Origin of the sequence: Aliidongia dinghuensis, assembly GCF_014643535.1 — a bacterium.
Taxonomy (GTDB): Bacteria; Pseudomonadota; Alphaproteobacteria; order ATCC43930; family CGMCC-115725; genus Aliidongia; species Aliidongia dinghuensis.
This window is the reverse complement of record NZ_BMJQ01000024.1, coordinates 1-19,449: the sequence shown is the minus strand read 5'-3', so window position 1 is coordinate 19,449 and position 19,449 is coordinate 1. Positions and strand designations below refer to the sequence as shown.

General features: G+C 68.1%; 21 protein-coding genes and 1 tRNA gene. 5 read left to right on the top strand and 17 right to left on the bottom strand.

All coding sequences use genetic code 11. The features are described 5' to 3' along the window. Nucleotides 1–47: 47 nt before the first annotated feature. From IEY58_RS30800 to argH, 4 genes are read right to left on the bottom strand one after another with little or no spacing between them, the layout of a single operon-like run. Entirely contained in the window at nucleotides 48–2,522 is a 2,475-nt protein-coding gene (locus IEY58_RS30800) for a TIGR02302 family protein (RefSeq protein WP_189052016.1), read from the bottom strand. Next, nucleotides 2,522–3,805, bottom strand: coding sequence for a diaminopimelate decarboxylase (lysA, locus tag IEY58_RS30795; protein ID WP_189052015.1), 1,284 nt, complete (start codon nucleotides 3,803–3,805; stop codon nucleotides 2,522–2,524). Before lysA ends, IEY58_RS30800 begins: the two co-directional genes overlap by 1 nt. A 4-nt stretch (nucleotides 3,806–3,809) precedes the next feature. Beyond that, nucleotides 3,810–4,019 (bottom strand): hypothetical protein, encoded by a 210-nt coding sequence (locus IEY58_RS30790; protein ID WP_189052014.1) that lies wholly within the window; start codon nucleotides 4,017–4,019, stop codon nucleotides 3,810–3,812. Nucleotides 4,020–4,066: 47 nt separating this feature from the next. Then, nucleotides 4,067–5,506 carry an argininosuccinate lyase gene (gene argH, locus IEY58_RS30785; RefSeq protein WP_407648469.1) on the bottom strand — a complete coding sequence of 480 codons (1,440 nt, stop codon included), beginning with the start codon at nucleotides 5,504–5,506 and terminating at the stop codon, nucleotides 4,067–4,069. A 51-nt stretch (nucleotides 5,507–5,557) separates the two neighbouring features. Here argH and IEY58_RS30780 point away from each other — a divergent pair, with 51 nt between their 5' ends. Further along, nucleotides 5,558–6,178 carry a TlpA family protein disulfide reductase gene (locus IEY58_RS30780; protein ID WP_189052013.1) on the top strand — a complete coding sequence of 207 codons (621 nt, stop codon included), beginning with the start codon at nucleotides 5,558–5,560 and terminating at the stop codon, nucleotides 6,176–6,178. Between the two features lie 74 nt (nucleotides 6,179–6,252). On the opposite strand, the gene IEY58_RS30775 is transcribed toward IEY58_RS30780, so the two are convergent. The 4 genes from IEY58_RS30775 to infA are packed head-to-tail and all read right to left on the bottom strand — an operon-like array spanning nucleotide 6,253 to nucleotide 8,714. Beyond that, complete coding sequence (locus IEY58_RS30775; protein ID WP_189052012.1) at nucleotides 6,253–6,432, bottom strand: DNA gyrase inhibitor YacG; 180 nt, start codon at nucleotides 6,430–6,432, stop codon at nucleotides 6,253–6,255. A gap of 39 nt (nucleotides 6,433–6,471) precedes the next feature. Further along, nucleotides 6,472–7,842 carry a ribonuclease E/G gene (locus IEY58_RS30770; RefSeq protein WP_189052011.1) on the bottom strand — a complete coding sequence of 457 codons (1,371 nt, stop codon included), beginning with the start codon at nucleotides 7,840–7,842 and terminating at the stop codon, nucleotides 6,472–6,474. 12 nt (nucleotides 7,843–7,854) lie between these two features. After that, complete coding sequence (locus IEY58_RS30765; RefSeq protein WP_229744083.1) at nucleotides 7,855–8,469, bottom strand: Maf family protein; 615 nt, start codon at nucleotides 8,467–8,469, stop codon at nucleotides 7,855–7,857. A gap of 26 nt (nucleotides 8,470–8,495) precedes the next feature. Next, entirely contained in the window at nucleotides 8,496–8,714 is a 219-nt protein-coding gene (infA, locus tag IEY58_RS30760; RefSeq protein ID WP_189052010.1) for a translation initiation factor IF-1, read from the bottom strand. A gap of 218 nt (nucleotides 8,715–8,932) precedes the next feature. Here infA and IEY58_RS30755 point away from each other — a divergent pair, with 218 nt between their 5' ends. The 3 genes from IEY58_RS30755 (at nucleotide 8,933) to IEY58_RS30745 (ending at nucleotide 10,288) form a co-directional block, all read left to right on the top strand. Next, nucleotides 8,933–9,163 carry a hypothetical protein gene (locus tag IEY58_RS30755; RefSeq protein ID WP_189052009.1) on the top strand — a complete coding sequence of 77 codons (231 nt, stop codon included), beginning with the start codon at nucleotides 8,933–8,935 and terminating at the stop codon, nucleotides 9,161–9,163. 115 nt (nucleotides 9,164–9,278) lie between these two features. Continuing rightward, nucleotides 9,279–9,986, top strand: a complete 708-nt coding sequence (locus IEY58_RS30750) for a GNAT family N-acetyltransferase (protein ID WP_189052008.1) — start codon at nucleotides 9,279–9,281, stop codon at nucleotides 9,984–9,986. Nucleotides 9,987–10,081: 95 nt separating this feature from the next. Then, the gene (locus IEY58_RS30745) at nucleotides 10,082–10,288 is read left to right on the top strand and encodes an eL24 family ribosomal protein (protein WP_189052007.1); all 207 of its coding nucleotides are present in this window, start codon (nucleotides 10,082–10,084) and stop codon (nucleotides 10,286–10,288) included. Here IEY58_RS30745 and IEY58_RS30740 read toward each other — a convergent pair. The 8 genes from IEY58_RS30740 to IEY58_RS30705 all read right to left on the bottom strand — a co-directional run bounded on the left by IEY58_RS30740 (nucleotide 10,266) and on the right by IEY58_RS30705 (nucleotide 18,063). After that, nucleotides 10,266–12,824 (bottom strand): ATP-binding protein, encoded by a 2,559-nt coding sequence (locus IEY58_RS30740; protein WP_189052006.1) that lies wholly within the window; start codon nucleotides 12,822–12,824, stop codon nucleotides 10,266–10,268. The genes IEY58_RS30745 and IEY58_RS30740 overlap by 23 nt on opposite strands. A gap of 121 nt (nucleotides 12,825–12,945) precedes the next feature. Then, the gene (locus IEY58_RS30735) at nucleotides 12,946–13,389 is read right to left on the bottom strand and encodes an arsenate-mycothiol transferase ArsC (RefSeq protein WP_189052005.1); all 444 of its coding nucleotides are present in this window, start codon (nucleotides 13,387–13,389) and stop codon (nucleotides 12,946–12,948) included. A 10-nt stretch (nucleotides 13,390–13,399) separates the two neighbouring features. Continuing rightward, on the bottom strand, nucleotides 13,400–13,903 hold the full coding sequence (locus IEY58_RS30730) for a UPF0262 family protein (protein WP_189052004.1): 504 nt from the start codon (nucleotides 13,901–13,903) through the stop codon (nucleotides 13,400–13,402). A 5-nt stretch (nucleotides 13,904–13,908) separates the two neighbouring features. Further along, nucleotides 13,909–15,237 carry a histidinol dehydrogenase gene (hisD, locus tag IEY58_RS30725; RefSeq protein WP_189052003.1) on the bottom strand — a complete coding sequence of 443 codons (1,329 nt, stop codon included), beginning with the start codon at nucleotides 15,235–15,237 and terminating at the stop codon, nucleotides 13,909–13,911. Next, on the bottom strand, nucleotides 15,227–15,892 hold the full coding sequence (gene hisG, locus IEY58_RS30720; protein WP_189052002.1) for an ATP phosphoribosyltransferase: 666 nt from the start codon (nucleotides 15,890–15,892) through the stop codon (nucleotides 15,227–15,229). The genes hisD and hisG overlap by 11 nt, the downstream gene beginning before the upstream one ends. Nucleotides 15,893–15,999: 107 nt before the next feature. After that, complete coding sequence (locus IEY58_RS30715) at nucleotides 16,000–16,410, bottom strand: DUF2948 family protein (RefSeq protein WP_189052001.1); 411 nt, start codon at nucleotides 16,408–16,410, stop codon at nucleotides 16,000–16,002. Between the two features lie 17 nt (nucleotides 16,411–16,427). Continuing rightward, nucleotides 16,428–17,729, bottom strand: coding sequence for a UDP-N-acetylglucosamine 1-carboxyvinyltransferase (murA, locus tag IEY58_RS30710; RefSeq protein WP_189052000.1), 1,302 nt, complete (start codon nucleotides 17,727–17,729; stop codon nucleotides 16,428–16,430). A 136-nt stretch (nucleotides 17,730–17,865) separates the two neighbouring features. Continuing rightward, nucleotides 17,866–18,063 carry a hypothetical protein gene (locus IEY58_RS30705; protein WP_189052070.1) on the bottom strand — a complete coding sequence of 66 codons (198 nt, stop codon included), beginning with the start codon at nucleotides 18,061–18,063 and terminating at the stop codon, nucleotides 17,866–17,868. A 252-nt stretch (nucleotides 18,064–18,315) separates the two neighbouring features. Between IEY58_RS30705 and IEY58_RS30700 the strand changes: the two genes are divergently transcribed. Next, a tRNA-Thr gene (locus IEY58_RS30700) sits at nucleotides 18,316–18,390 on the top strand. A gap of 247 nt (nucleotides 18,391–18,637) precedes the next feature. Here IEY58_RS30700 and IEY58_RS30695 read toward each other — a convergent pair. Beyond that, on the bottom strand, nucleotides 18,638–19,075 hold the full coding sequence (locus IEY58_RS30695) for a DUF2501 domain-containing protein (protein ID WP_189051999.1): 438 nt from the start codon (nucleotides 19,073–19,075) through the stop codon (nucleotides 18,638–18,640). Nucleotides 19,076–19,449: the final 374 nt, after the last annotated feature.

The following is a 19,449-nucleotide window of genomic DNA, read 5'->3' as shown; positions in this document are numbered from 1 at the left end:
TAAAGGAGCGGCGGCGTCACTGCGGGCAACCCTGATCCGATCACGCTCTAAAACCGCTGCAGCAGCCGGTCGATGTAGTCGCGTTCCTCGGTCGGCCGGCTGCGCTCGCCGGCGCGGCGGCGCAGTTCGTCCAGGATCTCGCGGCTCTTCTGCATCTCCGACTGCTCGGGGATCTGCACGTCGCCCCGATCGATGCCGCCCTGGCCCGGCGACATGCGCCCGAACGGGTCCGCGCCGGTCCGCATCGGCGGGCCTTCGCCGCCCTCCTCGCCTTGCTGCCGCATCTGCTCGGCCAGCGACCGCGCCGCCTCATGCAGCTGGTCGAGCGCGTCGCTCTGCCGGCCGACCGCATCGTCGCCGCGGCCTTGGCCGAGCGCGTCGACAGCGTCCTTCATCGCCCGCTCGGCACGCTCGAGCGATTGCCCGGTGTCGCCGCCCTGCCCCATCTGCTGGCGCAACCGGTCAAGCTGCTGGCGCAGCGCCTCCTGCGCCGCGGACAGATCGCCCGACGACTCGCCGTTGGCGCCCGGCTGCCGGCCCTGGCCGCGCTGCCCCGAAGCGCCCGGCTGGCCCTGCGCCCCGCGCTGGTTCTGCCGGTAGGATCGATCGAGCAGCTGCTGTTGCTTGCGCGCCAGATCCTGCATCTGCCGCATCGCCTGCTCGCCCGGGTTCGCCCCGCTCTGGCCGAGCCGCCCCGCCTTCAGCGCCTCCAGCATGTCCTGCAGCTGGGCCAGCGCCTGGCGCGCCGCGTCCTTGGCGCCGGAGCGTGCCATCTGCTCGGCCTGGTTCAGCATCCGGTCGATGTCCTGCGGCGTCAGCGTGCGCGACGGATCCATCGGCTGCTGGTTCTGCGCCTCGCCGTTCTTCAGCGCATTTTCCAGCATGGCCTGGAGATATTGCTGGATCGCCTGACGCAGGTCGCGCATCAGCTTCTGGATCTCGGCATCGGACGCGTCTCGGGCGAGCGCGTCCTGCAGTGCTTGCTGGGCCTGGCGCAGGGCCTTCTGCGCGTCGGGCACGTTGCCGTCCTCGATCTTGAGCGCGATCTCCCACAGCAATTGCTCGATGTTGGCGAGGTCCTCGCCCGCCGGCTGCCGCGCCAGGGCTTGCACCGCGGCGCGCAGACCCATGAAGACCGCGAAATCGTTGCGGAAGAAGCTCGGCTGCATCGACAGGTCCGACAGCGTCTCGGCCGCGACGTCGGCCTGGTCCGGGTGGGTCACCAGCAGCTTGCGCTGCTCGATGATCGCCTTGGCGACCGGATGGTGGAACTGCCGCTCGGGCAGCGTCATGCGCAACGGCTTCGAACTGCCGGTCTGCCCGGTCGCGTCGGTCGCGACCAGGCGCAGCTCGACCGGCAGGCCGGCCCAGGGATGCGCCGTCAGGTCCTGGAAGCTGGTGCCGCGCAACTCCTTGCGGTTGCTGCCGCCGGCCGGCAGCTCGACCACGAGCGGCGCTTCGCCGGGTGCGTCGACGCGATGCGCCTCGAGCCGGAGGCCGGTCACGCCGTAATCGTCGGTCGCATGATATTCAAGCCGCAGCGCGCCCGACGGCATCACGACCGGCGGGGCGGCGAATTCCGCGCTCGGCGGCAGGTCGGGCACGACGGTGATGTCGAGCCGGGCGAGCGCCGTACCGGACTGGGTCACGGTCAGGCGATGGCCGCCGGCGATTGTCGCCGTAGCGCTATAGTCGCCGCCGGCGATCTTGCCGAGCGGTGTCGCAATCCGGTCGACCATGAGCTCGGGCGTGCGCCGGCCGCCATGAACCTGCACCAGCAGGGTCGAGCCCGTCGGCACCGCCACCGGCTTCTCGGGCGCCACGGACGCGTGCGTTGCATCGGTGCCGAAATAGATCGGCGGCAGGCCCGTGTATTCCGGCGGCGTGATCCAGAGGTCGAGCCCGGTCAGCGCGGTCGGAGCGCCGCGGTCGAAGATCGGCACGAAGGCACGGCCGAGCCGGGCCATGGTATCGGGACCGGCACCGATCACGCCGACCAGGATGAGAAGCCCGAGCGCCGCGCGCAGGCCGCGCGGATCGCGCGCCAGGAGCCCGGCCCGCGGCAGCTTGAGCTTGAGCCCGCGGATCGAAGCGGCGACGCGGGCGCGGTGGATGTCCCAGACCGCCTGTGTGATCGCATCGCCGTCGACCGGACGGTCGCCGAGCGTTGCGAGCGGCCGATGAGCGAGGCCGCTGTCCCGCTCGAGCCGCCGGCTCGCAGCACCCGGCGCCGGCAGATCGACGCCACGCGCCGCCTCAAGCAGACCCCAGCCGATGACGCCGGCAAAGGCCAGGAGCACCAGCGCATGGAGCCAACCCGGCAAATAGGCCGGCAGGTCGAACAGCGCGAAAACCGCAAAGGCGAGTGCTGCGGCCGTCGCCGGCCAGAGCGCCGGCCAGAGCCGCTCCCACACGAGCGCTCCCCAGGCGAGCAGATGAAGGCCACGGCCCGACCGTTCGTCCGGGCGCCGCCCGGCCGCCCCAGACGCCGCCGACGACGGCGATGCCGGGACCGTCGCCATCAGCGCGTTCCGCTGTCGCCGGCGAGCCAGTCCGGCATCCGGTCGAGCCCGATGAGCTCGTCATAGGTAGGCCGCGGGCGCACGACCGCCCAGCGGGCGCCGGTCACCAGCACCTCGGGCACCGTCGGTCGGGTGTTGTAGGTCGAGCTCATGACCGCTCCATAGGCACCGGCATGGGTCACCGCCAACAAGTCCCCCGGCGCCACGGGCGGCAGAGCCCGATCCCGCGCCAGGAAGTCCCCAGTCTCGCAGATCGGGCCGACCACATCCACCACGGAGGTTGTCGCACCCAATAAAGGCTCGATGACGGGCAGGATCGGGTGGTAGGCCTCGTAGAGCGTAGGCCGGATCAGGTCGTTCATGGCGAAGTCGGCGACCACGAAGCGGCGCGTGGCGCCCTGCTTCACGTCGATGACCGTGCCGACCAGCACGCCCGCCTCGGCAACGAGATAGCGGCCGGGCTCGAACAGGAGCGCACAGTCGAGGTCGCCGACCGTGCGCTGCACGATCTCCGCATAGGCCGCGACGTCGGGCGCGGGGCCGCCGTGATAGGACACGCCGATGCCGCCGCCCAGGTCGAGGTGGCGGATCGGGATGCCATCGGCCCTGAGCGCCCGGACCAGTTCGGCGACGCGGCTGAACGCTTGCTCATAGGGCGTGAAGTCGGTGAGCTGCGAGCCGATATGGAGCGCGACCGCAACCGGCTCGACGCCCGGCAGCGCCGCCGCGCGGGCAAAGACACGCGGCGCCGCATCGATATCGATGCCGAACTTGTTCTCGGCCTTGCCGGTCGCGATCTTGGCGTGCGTCAGCGCGTCGACGTCGGGATTGACCCGGATTGCGATCGGCATGTGCCGGCCGTGCGCCACGGCGAGCCGGCTCAGGAGCTCGAGATCGCGCTCGCTCTCGATATTGACCTGGCCGATGCCGGTCTCGAGCGCATAGACGAGCTCCGCCTCGGTCTTGCCGACCCCGGAGAACACGATACGCTCGGGCGGCACGCCGGCCGCAACCGCACGGCGGGCCTCGCCCTCGGACACCACGTCGGCGCCGGCGCCGAGCCCGGCCAGGGTCGCCAGCACCGCCTGATTGGAGTTGGCTTTGACCGCGTAGCAGATCCGGCCGCCGAGCGGCGCCACCGCCGCCTCGAACCGGCGATAGCGCTGGGCGATCGCCGCCGTCGAATAGCAATAGAACGGTGTGCCGACCGTCTCGGCGATCCGGGCCAGATCGACTTCCTCGGCATGAAGCCTGCCGTTCACATAGGCGAAAGTTTCGGACATGACGTTATTCGGTGCTCCGGGGCCTGGTCGGGTCGATATTCGTGTTCGGCCGGTCGAGCGACGGGAAGACATCCTGGTCGGCCGGCTTGGCCGGCGTGCCCGTGCTGTCCGGACTGGTGTCGGTTGGATAAGCGCGCGGGTAGGTGTTTGGTTCATCCTTGGGCGCCATGGGCGCGCCCTTCTTGCCGCAGGCGGCGAGTGAGAGGACAACCATCAACACACCGGCGAGGCGAAGGATCCGCCCGTTCACGGGAAATGCTTTCACAGGAAACGCTCCCGCGCCGCGGCGACCTGGGCGCGGACCTGGGCGGGCGACGTGCCGCCAAAGCTCGTGCGGCTTTCGACGGCGCGGTCGACCGACAGGACCTCGAACACTTCGCCCGTGACAGCAGGCTCGACCGTCTGCATGTCGGCGAGCGAGAGATCCTCGAGCCCGCAGCCGCGGTCCTCGGCCAGCTTCACGATCGAGCCGGTAATGTGGTGGGCCTGACGGAACGGCAAGCCCAGGCGCCGCACCAGCCAATCGGCGAGGTCGGTCGCAGTGATGAAGCCGCGGGCCGTGCCGGCGCGCATCGCCGCCTCGTTGACCTTGAGATCCGCGATCATGCCGGTCATGGCGGCGAGGCTGAGGTCGAGCGTGTCCGAAACCTCGAAGGTCGGCTCCTTGTCCTCCTGCATGTCCTTGCCGTAGGCGAGCGGCAGGCCCTTCATCATGACGAGCAGGCCCACGAGCGCACCGATCACCCGGCCCGACTTGGCCCGCACCAGTTCGGCCGCGTCCGGATTGCGCTTCTGCGGCATGATCGAGCTGCCGGTGGTAAACGCGTCGCTCAGGGATACGAACTTGAACGCGTCGGTCGTCCAGATGACCAGCTCCTCGGCCAGACGCGAGAGATGCATGGAGAGCACCGAGGCGGCCGCCATGAATTCGATCGCGAAGTCACGGTCGGACACGGCATCGAGCGAGTTCGCGGTCGGCCGGTCGAAGCCGAGCGTCGCCGCGGTCGCGTGCCGGTCGATCGGGAAGGACGTGCCGGCGAGTGCCGCCGAGCCCAGCGAATTCTCGTTCAGGCGCTTGCGGCAATCGGCGAGGCGCCCGCGGTCGCGGCCCAACATCTCGACATAGGCCAAGAGATGATGGCCGAAGGTCACCGGCTGGGCGACCTGCAGATGGGTGAAGCCCGGCATCACGGTCGCGGCATGGCGCTCGGCCTGGTCGATCAGGGCCGCCTGCAGCGCCTGGACTTGGGCAGAGTGCCGGTCGATCGCGTCGCGCACCCACAGGCGGAAGTCGGTCGCGACCTGGTCGTTGCGCGAGCGGGCGGTATGGAGGCGGCCGGCGGACGGGCCGATCAGCTGGGCGAGCCGCGCCTCGACGTTCATGTGGATGTCTTCGAGCGCCTCGTCGAACCGGAACTCGCCGGCTTCGATCTCGGCCAGCACCTGGTCGAGCCCGCGACGAATTGCAGCACCATCCTCCGCACCGATGATCCCTTGAGCGACCAGCATGGCCGCATGCGCCTGAGACGCGCGGATATCCTGGGCGTAGAGCCGTTTATCGAAGCTGATCGACTGGTTGATCTTGGCCATGACCGCGGCCGGACCGGCGGCAAATCGGCCGCCCCACATCTCGTTGGCGGTGTTTGTCGTCGCCACCCGCCCTGCAGCTGGGGCTTGATCCGCCGCCGCATCGCGGGCCATATCCGCCTTTGTCAAAATCCTCTCTCCCGGAAAGTCGCTAGGCACGAAGTCATGGGGCTCAAGGTCAAGCTGTTCGTTCTGACGCTGCTCGTCGTCACCGGCGGAGCCATCGCGACCGCGCTCGCCGACAAGGGCGACACGCCGCCGCTCGCCGGTGCCATGCACGAGTTTATCCTCCAGACTCCGCCCGCACCAGCGCCCGAGGTCGCCTTTTCCGATGGCGAGAACGCGACCCTGAGCTTCAAGGATTTCAAGGGCAAGGTGGCGCTGGTCAACCTTTGGGCGACCTGGTGTGCGCCGTGCGTCAAGGAGATGCCGTCGCTGGATGCGCTGATGAAGGCGCGCGGCGGCAAGGATTTCGCCGTCGTCACCATCTCGGAGGACCGCACCGGCCGCAAGGTCGTTGACCCGTTCTTCGAGAAGAACGGCATTTCCGCTCTGCCCCGCTACACCGACACGGACAGCGCCGTCGGCCGGGCGTTCCACGTGCGCGGCCTGCCGACGACCGTGCTGCTCGACCGCGACGGCAACGAGATCGGTCGGTTCGAGGGCGGCGCCGACTGGGCCGGCTCGAACGCACTGGCGCTCATCGACTGGGCGATCAAGAACGACGGCACCAAGACCGACGGTGCCAGCCCGGACAATCTGGCGCCGGCCCAAAAGACGCCGTAGGGCCAAACCCGCAGCCGGTTCACCGCTTTCAGGGCAGACCCGCCCCGGGCGCCCCGCGCCTGGGGCGGGTCTGCCTATTCCTCGTCCCGGTTCGGTGGCGCCGGGTCGTCGGGCGCCTCCCCCGTCTCGATCCGGTAGTTCTCGCCGAACCAGCGGTGCAGGTCGATCTGGGTGCAGCGCTTCGAGCAGAACGGCTTGAACAGCACGTCGGCGGGCTCGCCACAGATGGGACAAGGCTTGGCTGCGCCATTCATGGGTCAACTCCTCGTCGTGCGCTGATTCGGGTCGCGCGCTCAGGCAGACGCGATATCGAAACTCTCAAGGGCGCGGGATGCGTCGAGCTTGAGCGAGATCGGCCGCCCCGCACCGAGCGCCGCCGTCTCGAGCGCCTTGGCAAGCGGCCCCTTGAGCTCGGCAGCGACTGTCGGATGCAAGGTAAGCTCGATGCGGCCCGCGGCATAGGGCGTGACCGCAAGCGCCGCCAGCAGTTCGAGCGCCACGGTGCGCGCCGTCTTCGGCTGGCGCCCACCGGCCGGCGCCAGCAGCACGTCGGCGAGCGAGGCCGCGGCACGCCGCCGCGTCGTCTCCAGATGACCGAGCCGCGTCCAGCCGTGGATTTCGAGCCGGATCGGATCACCAGCCGCCGCGCCCGCCAGCGCCTGCTCGACCTCGCGGCGATGATCCCGGCTCTGCATGGTCACGAAGTCGATGACGATCGTGCCCGCGATGTTGCGCAGGCGGAGCGCACGGACAATCGCCGTCGCCGCCTCGAGATTGAGCCGGCGCACCGCGTCGGCGGCCTTGCCGCGCCCGCTGCCTGCCCGGCCCATGTTGACATCGACGAAGGTGCCGGCAAGGCCGGTCTCGATCACCACCTCGCCGCCGCCCGGCAGCGCGATGCTGGGTGCCAGCGCATCGTCGAACACATCGGCCAGGCCATGGCGGGCGAAGGCGCCCGGCGCCTCGAGCAGCAGCCGGTCGCCGAACTCCGCCCGGGCCGCGGCGAAGGCGGCACGGTCGTCGACCACGATTTCGTCCAGGCGAGCCGCATCGATGCTCGCCAGAATGCGCTCGACCGGCCCTGGCGCCGGATCGAGCCGCTGCGGCGGCTTCGCCGTCTCGGCTGCCGCCCGCAACGCGGCATAGCCGGCACGGAGCCGTTCGATGTCGGCCGAGAGCTCCTCGCGCCGGGCGCCGACGGCATGGCTGCGCAGCACGATGCCCTCGTCGAGGGCCATCAGTTCCGCGAGCAGTCCTGAAAGGCGCGCCCGCTCCGCCGGCGCGATCTGGCGCGAGACCGACAGGCCGGGCCGCATCGGGGTCCAGACCGCAAGCCGGCCGGGGAGCGAGGGGGCGGCCGTCACCTCGGGCGCCTTGTCCTCGCGCGCGTCCTTGGCGACCTGGACCAGGAGTGCCGCACCCTCGACAAGCGCGCCGCCGCCGGGCAGCCGCTCGCCCGGCAGGAATGCCGGCCGGTCGAGCCCGAGTTCGACGAAGGCGCCGGGCAGGCTCGGCACGACGCGGACGATGCGCGCCCAGAACAGCGCGCCGACCAGGCTGCCGTCGACATCGCGCTCGACGCGCAGTTCGACCGGAAACTCGTCCTCGAGCAGGATGGCGCGCGCCTCGCCCGGGCGGCGCTCGATGATCAGCCGGCGCTCCATGGACGCCTCCGCTCAGGCCCCGAGGCGGACGCCGCGGCCGACCAGGAGCTGCGTCGTCTCGAACAGCGGCAGTCCGACGATGTTGGAATAAGAACCGATGATCTCGCGCACGAAGCGCGCGGCCAGCCCCTGGATGGCGTAGCCGCCGGCCTTGCCGTGCCATTCGCCGCTGGCCAGGTACCAGTCGATCTCACGGGCGTCGAGGCGCTTGAAGACGACTACACTCTGCACGCGCCGGAGCGCCGGCTTGCCGTCCGGCCCGACGAGCGCCACGCCGCCGAACACCCGGTGCCGGCGGCCGGACAGGAGCTTCAGGCACTTCTCGGCCGTGGCCGGATCCTCAGCCTTGGGCAGGATGCGGTTGCCGCAGGCGACGACCGTGTCGGCGCCGAGCACAAAACATCCAGGATGTTGGATTGCGACCTTGCGCGCCTTTTCCACCGCGAGCCGCTCCGCATGGCGGGCCGGCGTCTCGTCCTTGAGCGGCGTTTCGTCGATATCGGCGGGGGCAACGAGGTCGGGTGCAAAGCCGATCTGGTTCAGGAGATCGACCCGGCGCGGCGACGCGGAGGCCAGCACCAGCATCGGGATCGGCGTGCCGCCGGTCGGCATGGAGGTTTCGCCCATGCGTGCGCTCCGCACGCCCGACCGGCCTACTTGAACCGGAACGTGATGCGACCCTTGGTGAGGTCGTACGGAGTCATCTCGACATTGACGCGGTCGCCGGCCAGGACGCGGATGCGGTTCTTGCGCATCTTGCCCGAGGTGTGGGCCAGAACCTCGTGATTGTTGTCCAGCTTGACGCGGAACATGGCATTGGGCAGCAGCTCGCTGACCGTACCCGAGAACTCGATCAGATCTTCCTTCGCCATACCGACCTTGGGATAGATTGCATGAGAGTGAGCGGCGCCAGTCGCGCCTATACAAGCCGCGCTGGGGCAGCCCGCTTCGCGCGGCGTTTTATCACAGAACGGATTGAAAACGGAGATCGGAACGCGCGCGTTCCACGCATGGGCTGGGTTGCAGTCGCCGCCCGGCTCGTGGGACGCTTGGCTTCCCGCGGGATCGACGGCCTAGACGGAGCCGTAGCATGAGCAGCCATTCGCCGGAAACCGAGGAGCTACGCCAGACGATCGATCACCTGGAGCAGCGACTCGGCCTGTGCAACAGCAACCGCACGAACGAACTCATGGGACATTACTGGGCCCTGGTCGCGCGGCTCGAGGTCGACTTCCGGAACGAACGGGACCGGCTGCTCGCCCGCAGCGGCGCGCTCGCCCTGATCCAGATGGCCGATCCGGGCGAGGCACCCGACGATTGATCCCACGAGCCGTTGCGCCAGCTGAGTGGTCGGGCCGGCAGACGCAGACTGGTGCTGGGCTGGATTGACACGATGGCGGTAGCTGTCATCGTCCCTGTTTCCTGCGAGCGGCCAGATGACCGAGCTTCTGAACGACCACGACCAACCCATCGGCCGGCCCGTCCCCGGCTGGACGCCCAGGCTGCAGCCGCCCCGAAGCCCCATGACCGGGCGCTTCTGCCGGGTCGAGCCGCTCGATCCGGCGCACCATGCCGCCGACCTGTTCGAGGCGAACCGCGCGGATGCCGCCGGGCGCAACTGGACTTATCTCGGCGCCGACGGTTTCGAGGAACTGGCCCCGTACCGCGCCTGGCTCGACCGGATGGCGGCCGGCACCGATCCGATGTTCCACGCCATCATCGATCTTACGACCGGCCGGGCCGTCGGCGTCGCGAGCTATCTGCGGATCGACCCGGCGAACGGCGTGATCGAGGTCGGGCACATCAATTATTCGCCGCGGCTGCAGCGGCGGCCGGCCGCGACCGAGGCCATGTATCTGATGATGGCCCGGGTGTTCGACGAGCTGGGATACCGCCGCTACGAATGGAAATGCGACGATCTGAACCAGCCGTCGCGCGCCGCGGCCGCGCGTTTGGGCTTCACCTATGAGGGCACGTTCCGCCAAGCGATCGTCTACAAGGGCCGCAACCGCGACACGGCCTGGTTCTCGATCCTCGACGGCGAATGGCCGGCCCTCAAGGCGGCGTTCGAGCGCTGGCTGGCACCCGAGAACTTCGACGCAGCGGGGCGGCAGAAGCAAAGCCTGGCGGCGATTCGCGGCTGAGCTCCCATGCTTTGGCGCAAAACGAGGCTTGCCTGACCTTCAAGACGACGACACGGGCGGCGACAATCGGCCGTCATCCGCGACGGAGGCTGCCCATGCTGGATATCGCCGACTGCATCAACGAGACCTGCCCCTGGTCCGGCAAGCCGGTCAGCGCGGATGCGCTGACGCTCTACCAGGGCCGGGTCGTTGGCTTCTGCAATCCTGGCTGCCGCGACAAGTTCGAGCTGGCGGTCGGCCATTTCGAGGCCGCCGCGGCGCGGGTCACGACGGCGCAGGTTACGACGGGCGCCCGGACCTGAAGGCGGCGGCCCAGCGGTCGACCGCCGCCAGCAGTGCTTCCTGGTCGACCGGCTTCGTCAGATGGTCGTTCATGCCCGCGGCCCGGCAGCGCGCGACTTCGACCGGCATGGCGTTTGCGGTCAGAGCGACGACCGGGATGCTCGAAAGCGGCGCCGGCAGGCGGCGGATCGCCTTGGTCGCGGTGATCCCGTCCATGATCGGCATTTCCATGTCCATCAGCACGAGGTCGAACGGCTGAGCCTGCACCGCCTCGACCGCGGCGGCACCATTGTCCACGGTGACCGCGTCGTGCCCGGCCATGGTCAGGAGGCCTTCGACGACGAGCTGGTTCATGAGGAGATCGTCGACGACGAGGACGCGGGCATGCGAGCCCGCCGGTGCCGGCGTCTGCGAGATGAAGGCCGGCGCGTCGGCAACGACGAGCGGGATCGTGAACCAGAAGGTGCTGCCCCTGCCCTCCTCGCTCTCGACGCCGATCGACCCGCCCATCGCCTCGACCAGGCGCTTGCAGATGGCAAGCCCGAGCCCGGTGCCCCCGAACCGCCGGGTGACCGAGCGGTCGATCTGGGAGAAGTTCTGGAACAGCACATGCTGCCGGTCCGCCGGAATGCCGATGCCGGTGTCGGTGACCGCGAAGCGGAGCCCCGTGCGCGGGGCCGTGTCATCGAGCATCACCGACACGGTAATGCCGCCGCTCGGCGTGAACTTCACGGCATTGCTCAGCAAATTGAGCAGGATCTGCCTGAGCCGCGTCGGATCGCCCATGATCCAGTCCGGCAGATCCCCCTCGATTTCGGTGTGCAGATCGAGGCCGTTTGCCGTCGCCTCGGTCCGCACGATCGACGCGGCGCCATCGACCACGCCCGGCAGGCTGACCGCGATGGTTTCGAGTTCGAGCCGGCCGGCCTCGATCTTCGAGAGATCGAGGATGTCGTTGAGGATGGCGAGCAGCGACTTCGCGGAATCCTTGATGAGCGTCGCGCGGCGCTGCTGCTCGCCCTCGAGCCCGCCGGCAAGCAGCAGGTCGGCGAAACCGATGATGCCGTTCATCGGCGTGCGGATTTCATGGCTCATGCTGGCGAGGAAATCCGACTTGGCGCGGTTCGCCTCCTCGGCGGCCTCCTTCGCCGCCCGCAGCGCTTCCGCCGCGTGATGGCGCTCCGAGATGTCGATATTCACCGTGCCGAGGCCGATGATCGTCCCATCGGGATCCCGAACCGGGAATTTGGTGACCAGGAACCAGCGCGGCGGCTGGCCCGGGTTCTCTTCGTAGATTTCGGAGGTCCGCGGGAGCCCGGTCGTCAGCACCTGCTCGTCGATCTCTTCGATCAAACGCACGAACGCCGGGTCCGAATGGGATTCGGCAAGCGTCCGGCCGACCTGCTGGGCCCGCGTGATCGCGAACCACGCCTCGTACTGCCGGTTCACCAGGAGATAGCGATGCTGCCGGTCCTTGAGGCTGATCGCGACCGGCGCATTGTCGAGGATCGCCTGCAGCCGCGCCTGGGTCTCCGACAGCGCGGTGGTTGCGACTGCCGCCGCCGCGGTCGCCTGCTGGGCCGCCTGCTGCATCGTCATGCGCAGCGCGATCTGGCGCGACAGGCGGAATCCCAGTGCCGCCAGCGCCGTCACCAGCATCCCGACGCCGATCGCGTGGCTCGCCGTGTCCTCGCGCCAGACCGCGAGCACGTCTTCCTTGGCGAGCGCCACCGACGCGACCAGCGGATACGCGTCGAGCCGGCGATAGCTGGCGAGCCGCTTGGTCCCGTCGGTCGACGAGCGTATCTCGGCAGAGGCCGCGGCACCCGAGGGCAAGAGGTCATGGAAGAGCACGCCGTGCCTCATGTCCTTACCGACGTTCGCCGGATCGAACGGCCGGCGGACCAGTTGGAAGCCGTCGGCCGAGGCCAGCAGGATCACGCCGTGCTCACCGATCTGGAACCTGTCGTAGAAGCGCTGGAAATACGCCATGTCGACGGTAGCCAGCACGACGCCGGCGAAGCTGCCGTCGGCATGGTCGAACCGGCGTGTGACCGGTATGACCCATTCCCCCTTGGTCTTGCTTTGGACCGGCTTGCCGATGCGCAGCGCGCGATCGGGATGGGTGCGATGGAAAATGAAATAGTCCCGGTCGGCATAGTTGGCCGCGACGGGCTCGGGCAGCGAGGTCACGACCGCCTTGCCGTCCGCATCGAGCACGCCCAGTGCCTTCAGCTGCGGCATCATCGCGACCCGGACGCCGATGATGCGCCCCAGACCGAGGAGGGCCTCGGGCCCCGTTCCGGTCGACTCGATGCGATCGATCAGGCCGACCATCGCGCCGTCGGTATTGCGGAATGTGTCCTCGGCATGCTGGGCGATGGCGCCCGCGAGATTGCGCGTGTTCTCGAGCCCGTGGTCGAGCGTTACCCGCCGCGCGCTCCAGATGTCAGCCCCCTCTATGCCGATGAGGCACAGGCAGACGACGATGACAAGGATCGCCACGCCCAATTGCAGCGAAAGCCGTTCGGCAAGATTTCGCAGGCGTGGCTTCACGGGAAGAGTCCCATCGATGGCGGCAGCGCCCGAGAAGTCCGGGGCTTCCGTCGAACCTGGGCCGAACCGCTTAACGAAGCGGTAAGAATGATTCAGTCGAAGAGGTCAAATCCGACGCCGCTCAGACGTCGGCAACCGGTGGGCGGCTGAACCGTTCCGAAATGCGCCTGAGAAGTGTATCGCGCACCGCGCGATAGGCATCGAGCCGGGCATCCCGGCTGCCGTCGACCGCCGTCGCGTCGAGCGTCGGCCAGAATTCGACGTCGCACGCCATGGTGCGGGTCATCTCCAGCGCCTTGTGGTGCGCCTCCGGCGAGAGCGTCACGATGATGTCGAAATAGTCATCGTCGAGCTGGTCGAACGTCTTCACCCGGTGCTTGCTCATGTCGATGCCGATCTCGTCCATGACGATATCGACGAACGGGTCATGGTCGCCGGGACGCGCGCCGACCGAATCGACATAGACCCGATGGCCGTGCAGATGCTTCATGATCGCCTCCGCCATGGGTGAGCGGACCGAGTTCATCGAGCAGGCGAAGAGAACGGCAGAGGGCAGCGCGGCCATGGTGCGCGGCCTACCCGCGGATATGCAGGACGCAGATGAGCGTGAAGAGCCGTCGGGCGGTCGGCAGATCGATCTCGACCTTGTCGGCAAGCCGCTCGCGCAGCACCTCCGACCCCTCGTTGTGCAGGCCGCGGCGCCCCATGTCGATCGCCTCGATCTGCGACGGCGTCGAGTGCTTGATCGCGGCGTAGTAGCTCTCGCAGACCAGGAAATAATCCTTCACGATCCGGCGGAGGCTCGCGAGCGGCAGGGTCACGCGATCAATGGGCTCGCGGCCCGCCGTCTCGATATCGAACAGCAGGCGGTTTTCCTCGAGCGAAAGGCGGAGGTGAAACGGCCCGACATCCGGCTGATTGACCAGGCAGAAATGGTTCTCCTCGAGCAGGTCGAAGATTGCGACCGCGCGCTCATGCTCGATGTCGGCATTGCGGCGGATGACCGTGCGCTCGTCGAGCGTGAGATCGACGATGGTCGCCGTGGACGGCGAAGCGGAGGATGATGCTTCGCCGTTCATCGCCGTCAATCCTTGCCTTTGAGTCGAATCGCGACCGACAGGGCGTGGGCGCCCAGGCCCTCCGCCTCGGCCAGCACGCAGGCCGCCGGCCCGATCGCAGCAAGGCTCGCCGGATCGCAGCCGACATAGGTCGTCCGCTTCACGAAGTCGTTGACGCCGAGACCCGAGGCGAAGCGCGCCGCACGCGAGGTCGGCAGGACATGGTTCGGCCCGGCGACATAATCGCCGATCGCCTCGGGCGTATGGCGGCCGAGGAACACGGCGCCCGCATTGCGCACATGGGCCATCAGGCTGTCGGGATCGGCGACGGCCAGCTCCAGATGCTCGGGTGCGATCCGGTCGACCAGCGGCACGGCATCGCCCAGCGACGGCACGATGATGATGGCGCCGTGGTGCTCCCAGCTCTCGGCCGCGATGGCGCGCCGCGGCAGGCGCGACAGATGATCGGCGGCGGCAGCCACGACAGCATCGGCGAAGGCCGTATCGTCGGTGATGAGAATGCTCTGGGCGACCCGATCGTGCTCGGCCTGGGACAGGAGGTCGGCCGCGATCCAGGCCGGATCGTTCTGGCCGTCGGCCACGACCAGGATCTCGGACGGACCCGCGATCGTGTCGATGCCGACCGTGCCGAACACCTGGCGCTTGGCGGCCGCGACATAGGCGTTGCCGGGCCCGACGATCTTGTCGACCGGCCGGATCGTCTCGGTGCCGTAGGCGAGCGCCGCCACCGCCTGGGCGCCGCCGATACGATAGAGCTCGTCAACGCCGGCGAGCCGCGCCGCCGCCAGCACCAGCGGATTGACGATGCCGTCCGGCGTCGGCACGACCATGACCAGGCGATCGACGCCCGCGACCTTGGCCGGCAACGCGTTCATCAGCACGGAGCTCGGATAGGATGCCGTGCCGCCCGGCACATAAAGCCCGACCGCCTCGATCGGCCGCCAGCGCCAGCCAAGCCGGACACCGGCGGCATCGCGCGTATCGTGGTCGTCCGGCATCTGGCTGCGATGGAACGCGGAGATGCGTTCGGCCGCGAGTTCCAAGGCCTCGCGCGTTGACGCCGGGATCGACGCCACGGCCTCGTCGATCTCGGCGGCGCTGATCCGCAGGCTCTCGATCGTCGCCGGAAAGCGGTCGAGGCGGCGCGTATAGTCGACGAGTGCCACGTCGCCTTCGCGGCGCACCGTCGCCAGGATCTCGGCCACAGTCTGGTCGACCTCGGCCGCAGTCTCTCGGCTCTCCTCGACCAGGCGTGCGAAGGCTGACGCGAAACCGGGGTCGGTTGCGACCAGGCGGCGCGGCGCGCTCTGCTTCAACTCTTCCTCAAGCGGCATGGTTCACCGCCTCCTCGAACCGCCGGATCCAGTCGCCGACCTCGTCCGGCCGCGTCTTCAGGGCCGGGCGGTTGACGATGAGGCGCGACGAAATCTCGGCGATCCGCTCGATCTCGACCAGCCCGTTCGCCTTCAAGGTCGAGCCGGTCTGCACGAGATCGACGATACGTCTGCAAAGACCGAGGAGCGGCGCCAGTTCCATGGCACCGTTCAGCTTGATGCATTCCGCCTGAACGCCGCGCTGGGCGAAATAGCGCTTGGTGATCTCGGGATATTTGGTCGCGACGCGCACATGGCTCCAGCGCGTCGGCTCGTCGGCTGCCAGCAGGCCTGGCGGCCCGGCCACCGCCATGTGACAATGGCCGACCTTGAGATCGAGCGGCGCGTAGATCTCGGGGTAGGAGAATTCCATCAGCACGTCGTTACCGGCGATGCCGAGATGGGCCGCACCGAACGCGACGAAGGTCGCAACGTCGAAGTTGCGCACCCGGATGACGTCGAGGTTGGGGATGTTCGTCTTGAAGCGGAGCTGGCGCGAATGCTCGTTGTCGAATTCCGGCTCGATCTCGATGCCGGTCCGGGCGAGCAATGGCACTACCTGCTGCAGGATGCGTCCCTTGGGCAGCGCCAGGACCAGCGCCTCGTTACCTCGCACGAATTACCTCTCCTCCTACACGTCCCAGCCCTACACGCCGCGACCCGGGCATTTCGGCGCGACGCGCTCCAGCGCCCGGCACACCTACCTTGCGCAAACGCCCCACCTTACGCAGAAGCGTGGTCGGGTCGCCACCGGGTCGGCCAGGGCTCGCCGACATCCTGTAGATGACACAGGATCCCCGACACTTCCAGACGGATGGCCGCACCCCCGGAAAACGTCAGCTGCAAGGCTCCGGGCAGGACTTCGATGGTGAGCAGCGACAGCATGCCGTCGCCGTCGCGCCGATCGACGCCCTTGCGCCGGACCGCCGTGACCTTGGAAAAGGTGACGCCGGTCGTGGTGCGGGCATGTTCTTTGGCACCCGCTTTGTCGGTCTCCCACTGATACCGATTGGCGACGAACACGAACTGCTCGTCCTCGGGGAAATAGGCGATGTCGTCGATCAGCACGAGCGCGTCCTGCAGGCTCGCGGCGATGACCGTCATGTCTTCCTTGTCGACCGCCTTCAGCTTCATCGAAACGTCCCTGCCTCCTAGCTTGTCCGGATGCGCTCGATCTGGGCGCCGCAGGCGGCCAGCTTCGATTCGAGCCGCTCATAGCCCCGATCCAGATGATAGACGCGATTGACGATGGTTTCGCCCTCGGCCGCAAGCCCCGCCAGCACGAGCGAGACCGAGGCGCGCAGATCCGTCGCCATGACCGGGGCGCCGGTCAGGCGCTTGACGCCGCGCACCATGGCGGAGGCGCCGTGGATGTTGATGTTGGCGCCCATGCGGCACAGTTCCGGCACGTGCATGAAGCGGTTCTCGAAGATCGTCTCGGTGATCATGGCCGCCCCGTCCGCGATGCACATGAGCGCCATCATCTGCGCCTGCAGATCGGTCGGGAAACCCGGGAACGGCTCGGTCATGACGTCGACCCCTTGGATCACGGGCCGGCCGTCGCCGTTGGCGCCCTTGACCCGGATGCCGTTCTCGACCTCGCTCACCTCGATACCGGCCGCCCCCAGCACCTGGCCTACGGCGGCGAGCAGCTTGAGGCTCGTCCCGGTCAGCAGCACCTCCCCGCCGGTAATGGCGGCCGCCATCATATAGGTGCCCGTCTCGATCCGGTCGGCGATCACCCGATGGGTCGCCCCGTTGAGCCGCTCGCGACCCTTGATCGTGATCCGGTCGGTGCCGGCACCCGCGACCTCGGCGCCCATGGCGACGAGGCATTGCGCGAGATCGACGATCTCGGGCTCGCGCGCGACATTGACCAGCACGGTCTCGCCCTCGGCGAGGCTCGCCGCCATCAGCAGGTTTTCCGTGGCGCCGACCGAGGGGATGGGCAGCACGACCTCGGCGCCCTTCAAGCCCCGGGGTGCGGTCGCATGGATATAGCCCTGCTCGATCTCGATCTCGGCGCCCAGTTGCTGCAGGCCCTTGATATGGAGATCGACCGGCCGCGCCCCGATGGCGCAGCCGCCGGGCAGGGAGACCCGCGCCTCGCCGCAGCGTGCCAGGAGCGGCCCCAGCACCAGCACCGACGCGCGCATCTTGCGCACCAGGTCGTAGGGCGCCTCGGTCGAGGTGATGCGGCTGGCGTCGAGCCTCAAGCAATGGCCGCCGTTGGCGCCGCGCCCCAGGTCCTCGGCCAGGCTCATCTCCACGCCATGCTGGTTCAGGAGATTCGCCATCGAGGTGACGTCGGCCAGATGCGGCAGATTGCAGAGCACCAGCGGTTCGGCGGACAGCAGGCTCGCCGCCATCAGCGGCAGGGCGGCATTTTTCGAACCGCCGATCGGAATGACCCCGTGAAGTGCGACACCACCCCGAATCCGAATCTTGTCCATTCACCACTCGCCAAAGAGCCCGCACGCCGCCAGGACCTGCGCCAGCCGATACCGTTCCGGCTCCCGGAATCAGGCATCGCGCGTTTGCGTGTGCGTTGCAAAGGGAAAATCGCGCCCGCGCGGGTGGGCAGCGCGGCTATTCCTGACCACTCCCGCCATCGTTGTCGCCTTCTTGATCCGGGGCCTCATCCGCGGCGCGGGCGCGCGTCTGCTGCTTGCGCCGCGCGAGATTGGCCCGGAGCGCTGCCGCCAACCGTTCTTCTTCCGCTGCACGCCGCGCCTTGCCGGCCTCGCTCAACTCGGTTTCCGGCTTCGCTTGTTCCTTGTCCGCCATGCCCCATCCTCGCCGTCGCCATCTGATTCTACCAGCAGGCTGCGAGAAATGAATACTTGGGTCACGGCCGGCCGTCCCGGCCTGCTGCCGAATCGCCCGCTCCTAGCGCTTTTTTCAGCGGCCGACACATGCCGAGCCTGCATGGCGCTCCAGAGTCGCGCGGCTTGCAAGGGGATCGCCCCTGTGGCATGGTCCGCGCCGCTTCGAACGGGCGATCCCGCCCCGGCCCTTCGCGCGGCCCTCGAACGGCATGCTGTTGTAGCTCAGTGGTAGAGCACTCCCTTGGTAAGGGAGAGGTCGAGAGTTCAATCCTCTCCAACAGCACCATCCTCTCCCTTATATTTCAACGAGTTAGGCTGCGGACGTTTTTGCCGCAGAGCTATCGACATGCAGAACAGCGCAGGAACACGCTGGCAGATTGGCAGAAATCCGACAGCGAGCGTTCCCGCGTTGTTCGCACGTGAGCGGACATAAAAGCGTTTGCCAAATATGTCCCCCGCAATACGGCGCGCTTCCCGGCCTCATCGGCGGCGACGGAAGCGCGGGCGGACGAGGCGCGGCAAGACGACCATACTCACAGCATCGATTGCGCGTGCTGCAGGACCATGTTGCACAGCTTCGACTTGGCCTGATCCTGCAGTCCGCTCATCGAGAACGTGTTACCGTTGCCAGTGTCGAGCTGGCCTTGCTGCCCGGCCGTAAACGCGCTCGAAGACTGGACCCCGCTCTTGCCGCTGAGGCTACTCAGGATGGAACTCGCGGAGTTGCCCTGCAGGTAGTTGTTCTGCACGCAGTAGCTCAAGACGCCGGTCGTATTGGCCGTGCCGGCTGAGGACACATTGGGCAATACCTGCCCAAGGAGTCCCGACGCGCCGCCCGGCAGCTGGTTCCCTATGCCGGGCACTGACGAAGTGCCGCCACTAATGCCCGGAATGCCCTGCGCCGGGGCTGCGGCCGTGATCATGAGACCGGCGGCGGTCAGGAAAGCGAGACGGAAATATTGCCGCATCATAGCGTCCTCCACATGGGTGCGCGCCGACCCGAGGCCGACCTCGACAAGACAATGTGGCTTCATCACGCGAGCCGACGGCGGCAAATGAGTGCACCGCCCGAAGACTCACCTGAGGTTTAAACGACTGGGCTCGTCCCTAAGAGTCCAAATTTTGCAGGGCCAGATATCGCATTGGCTCTCGCGGCCATGGCTCTGGTGCGCGAGCACGCGCGGCCGACGGCAGCACCCGACCTCCTAGCCTTATCGCCCCCTGTACCTTTCATCGCGTCGATTGGTTGGTCGTAACGATAGACTGATCGGTACGGGCCGGCCTGCCGGGAGTTACCCTTCGCCCCCTGTGCCTCGAGTACCTTGGGGGGGACATGTGCCCCGGC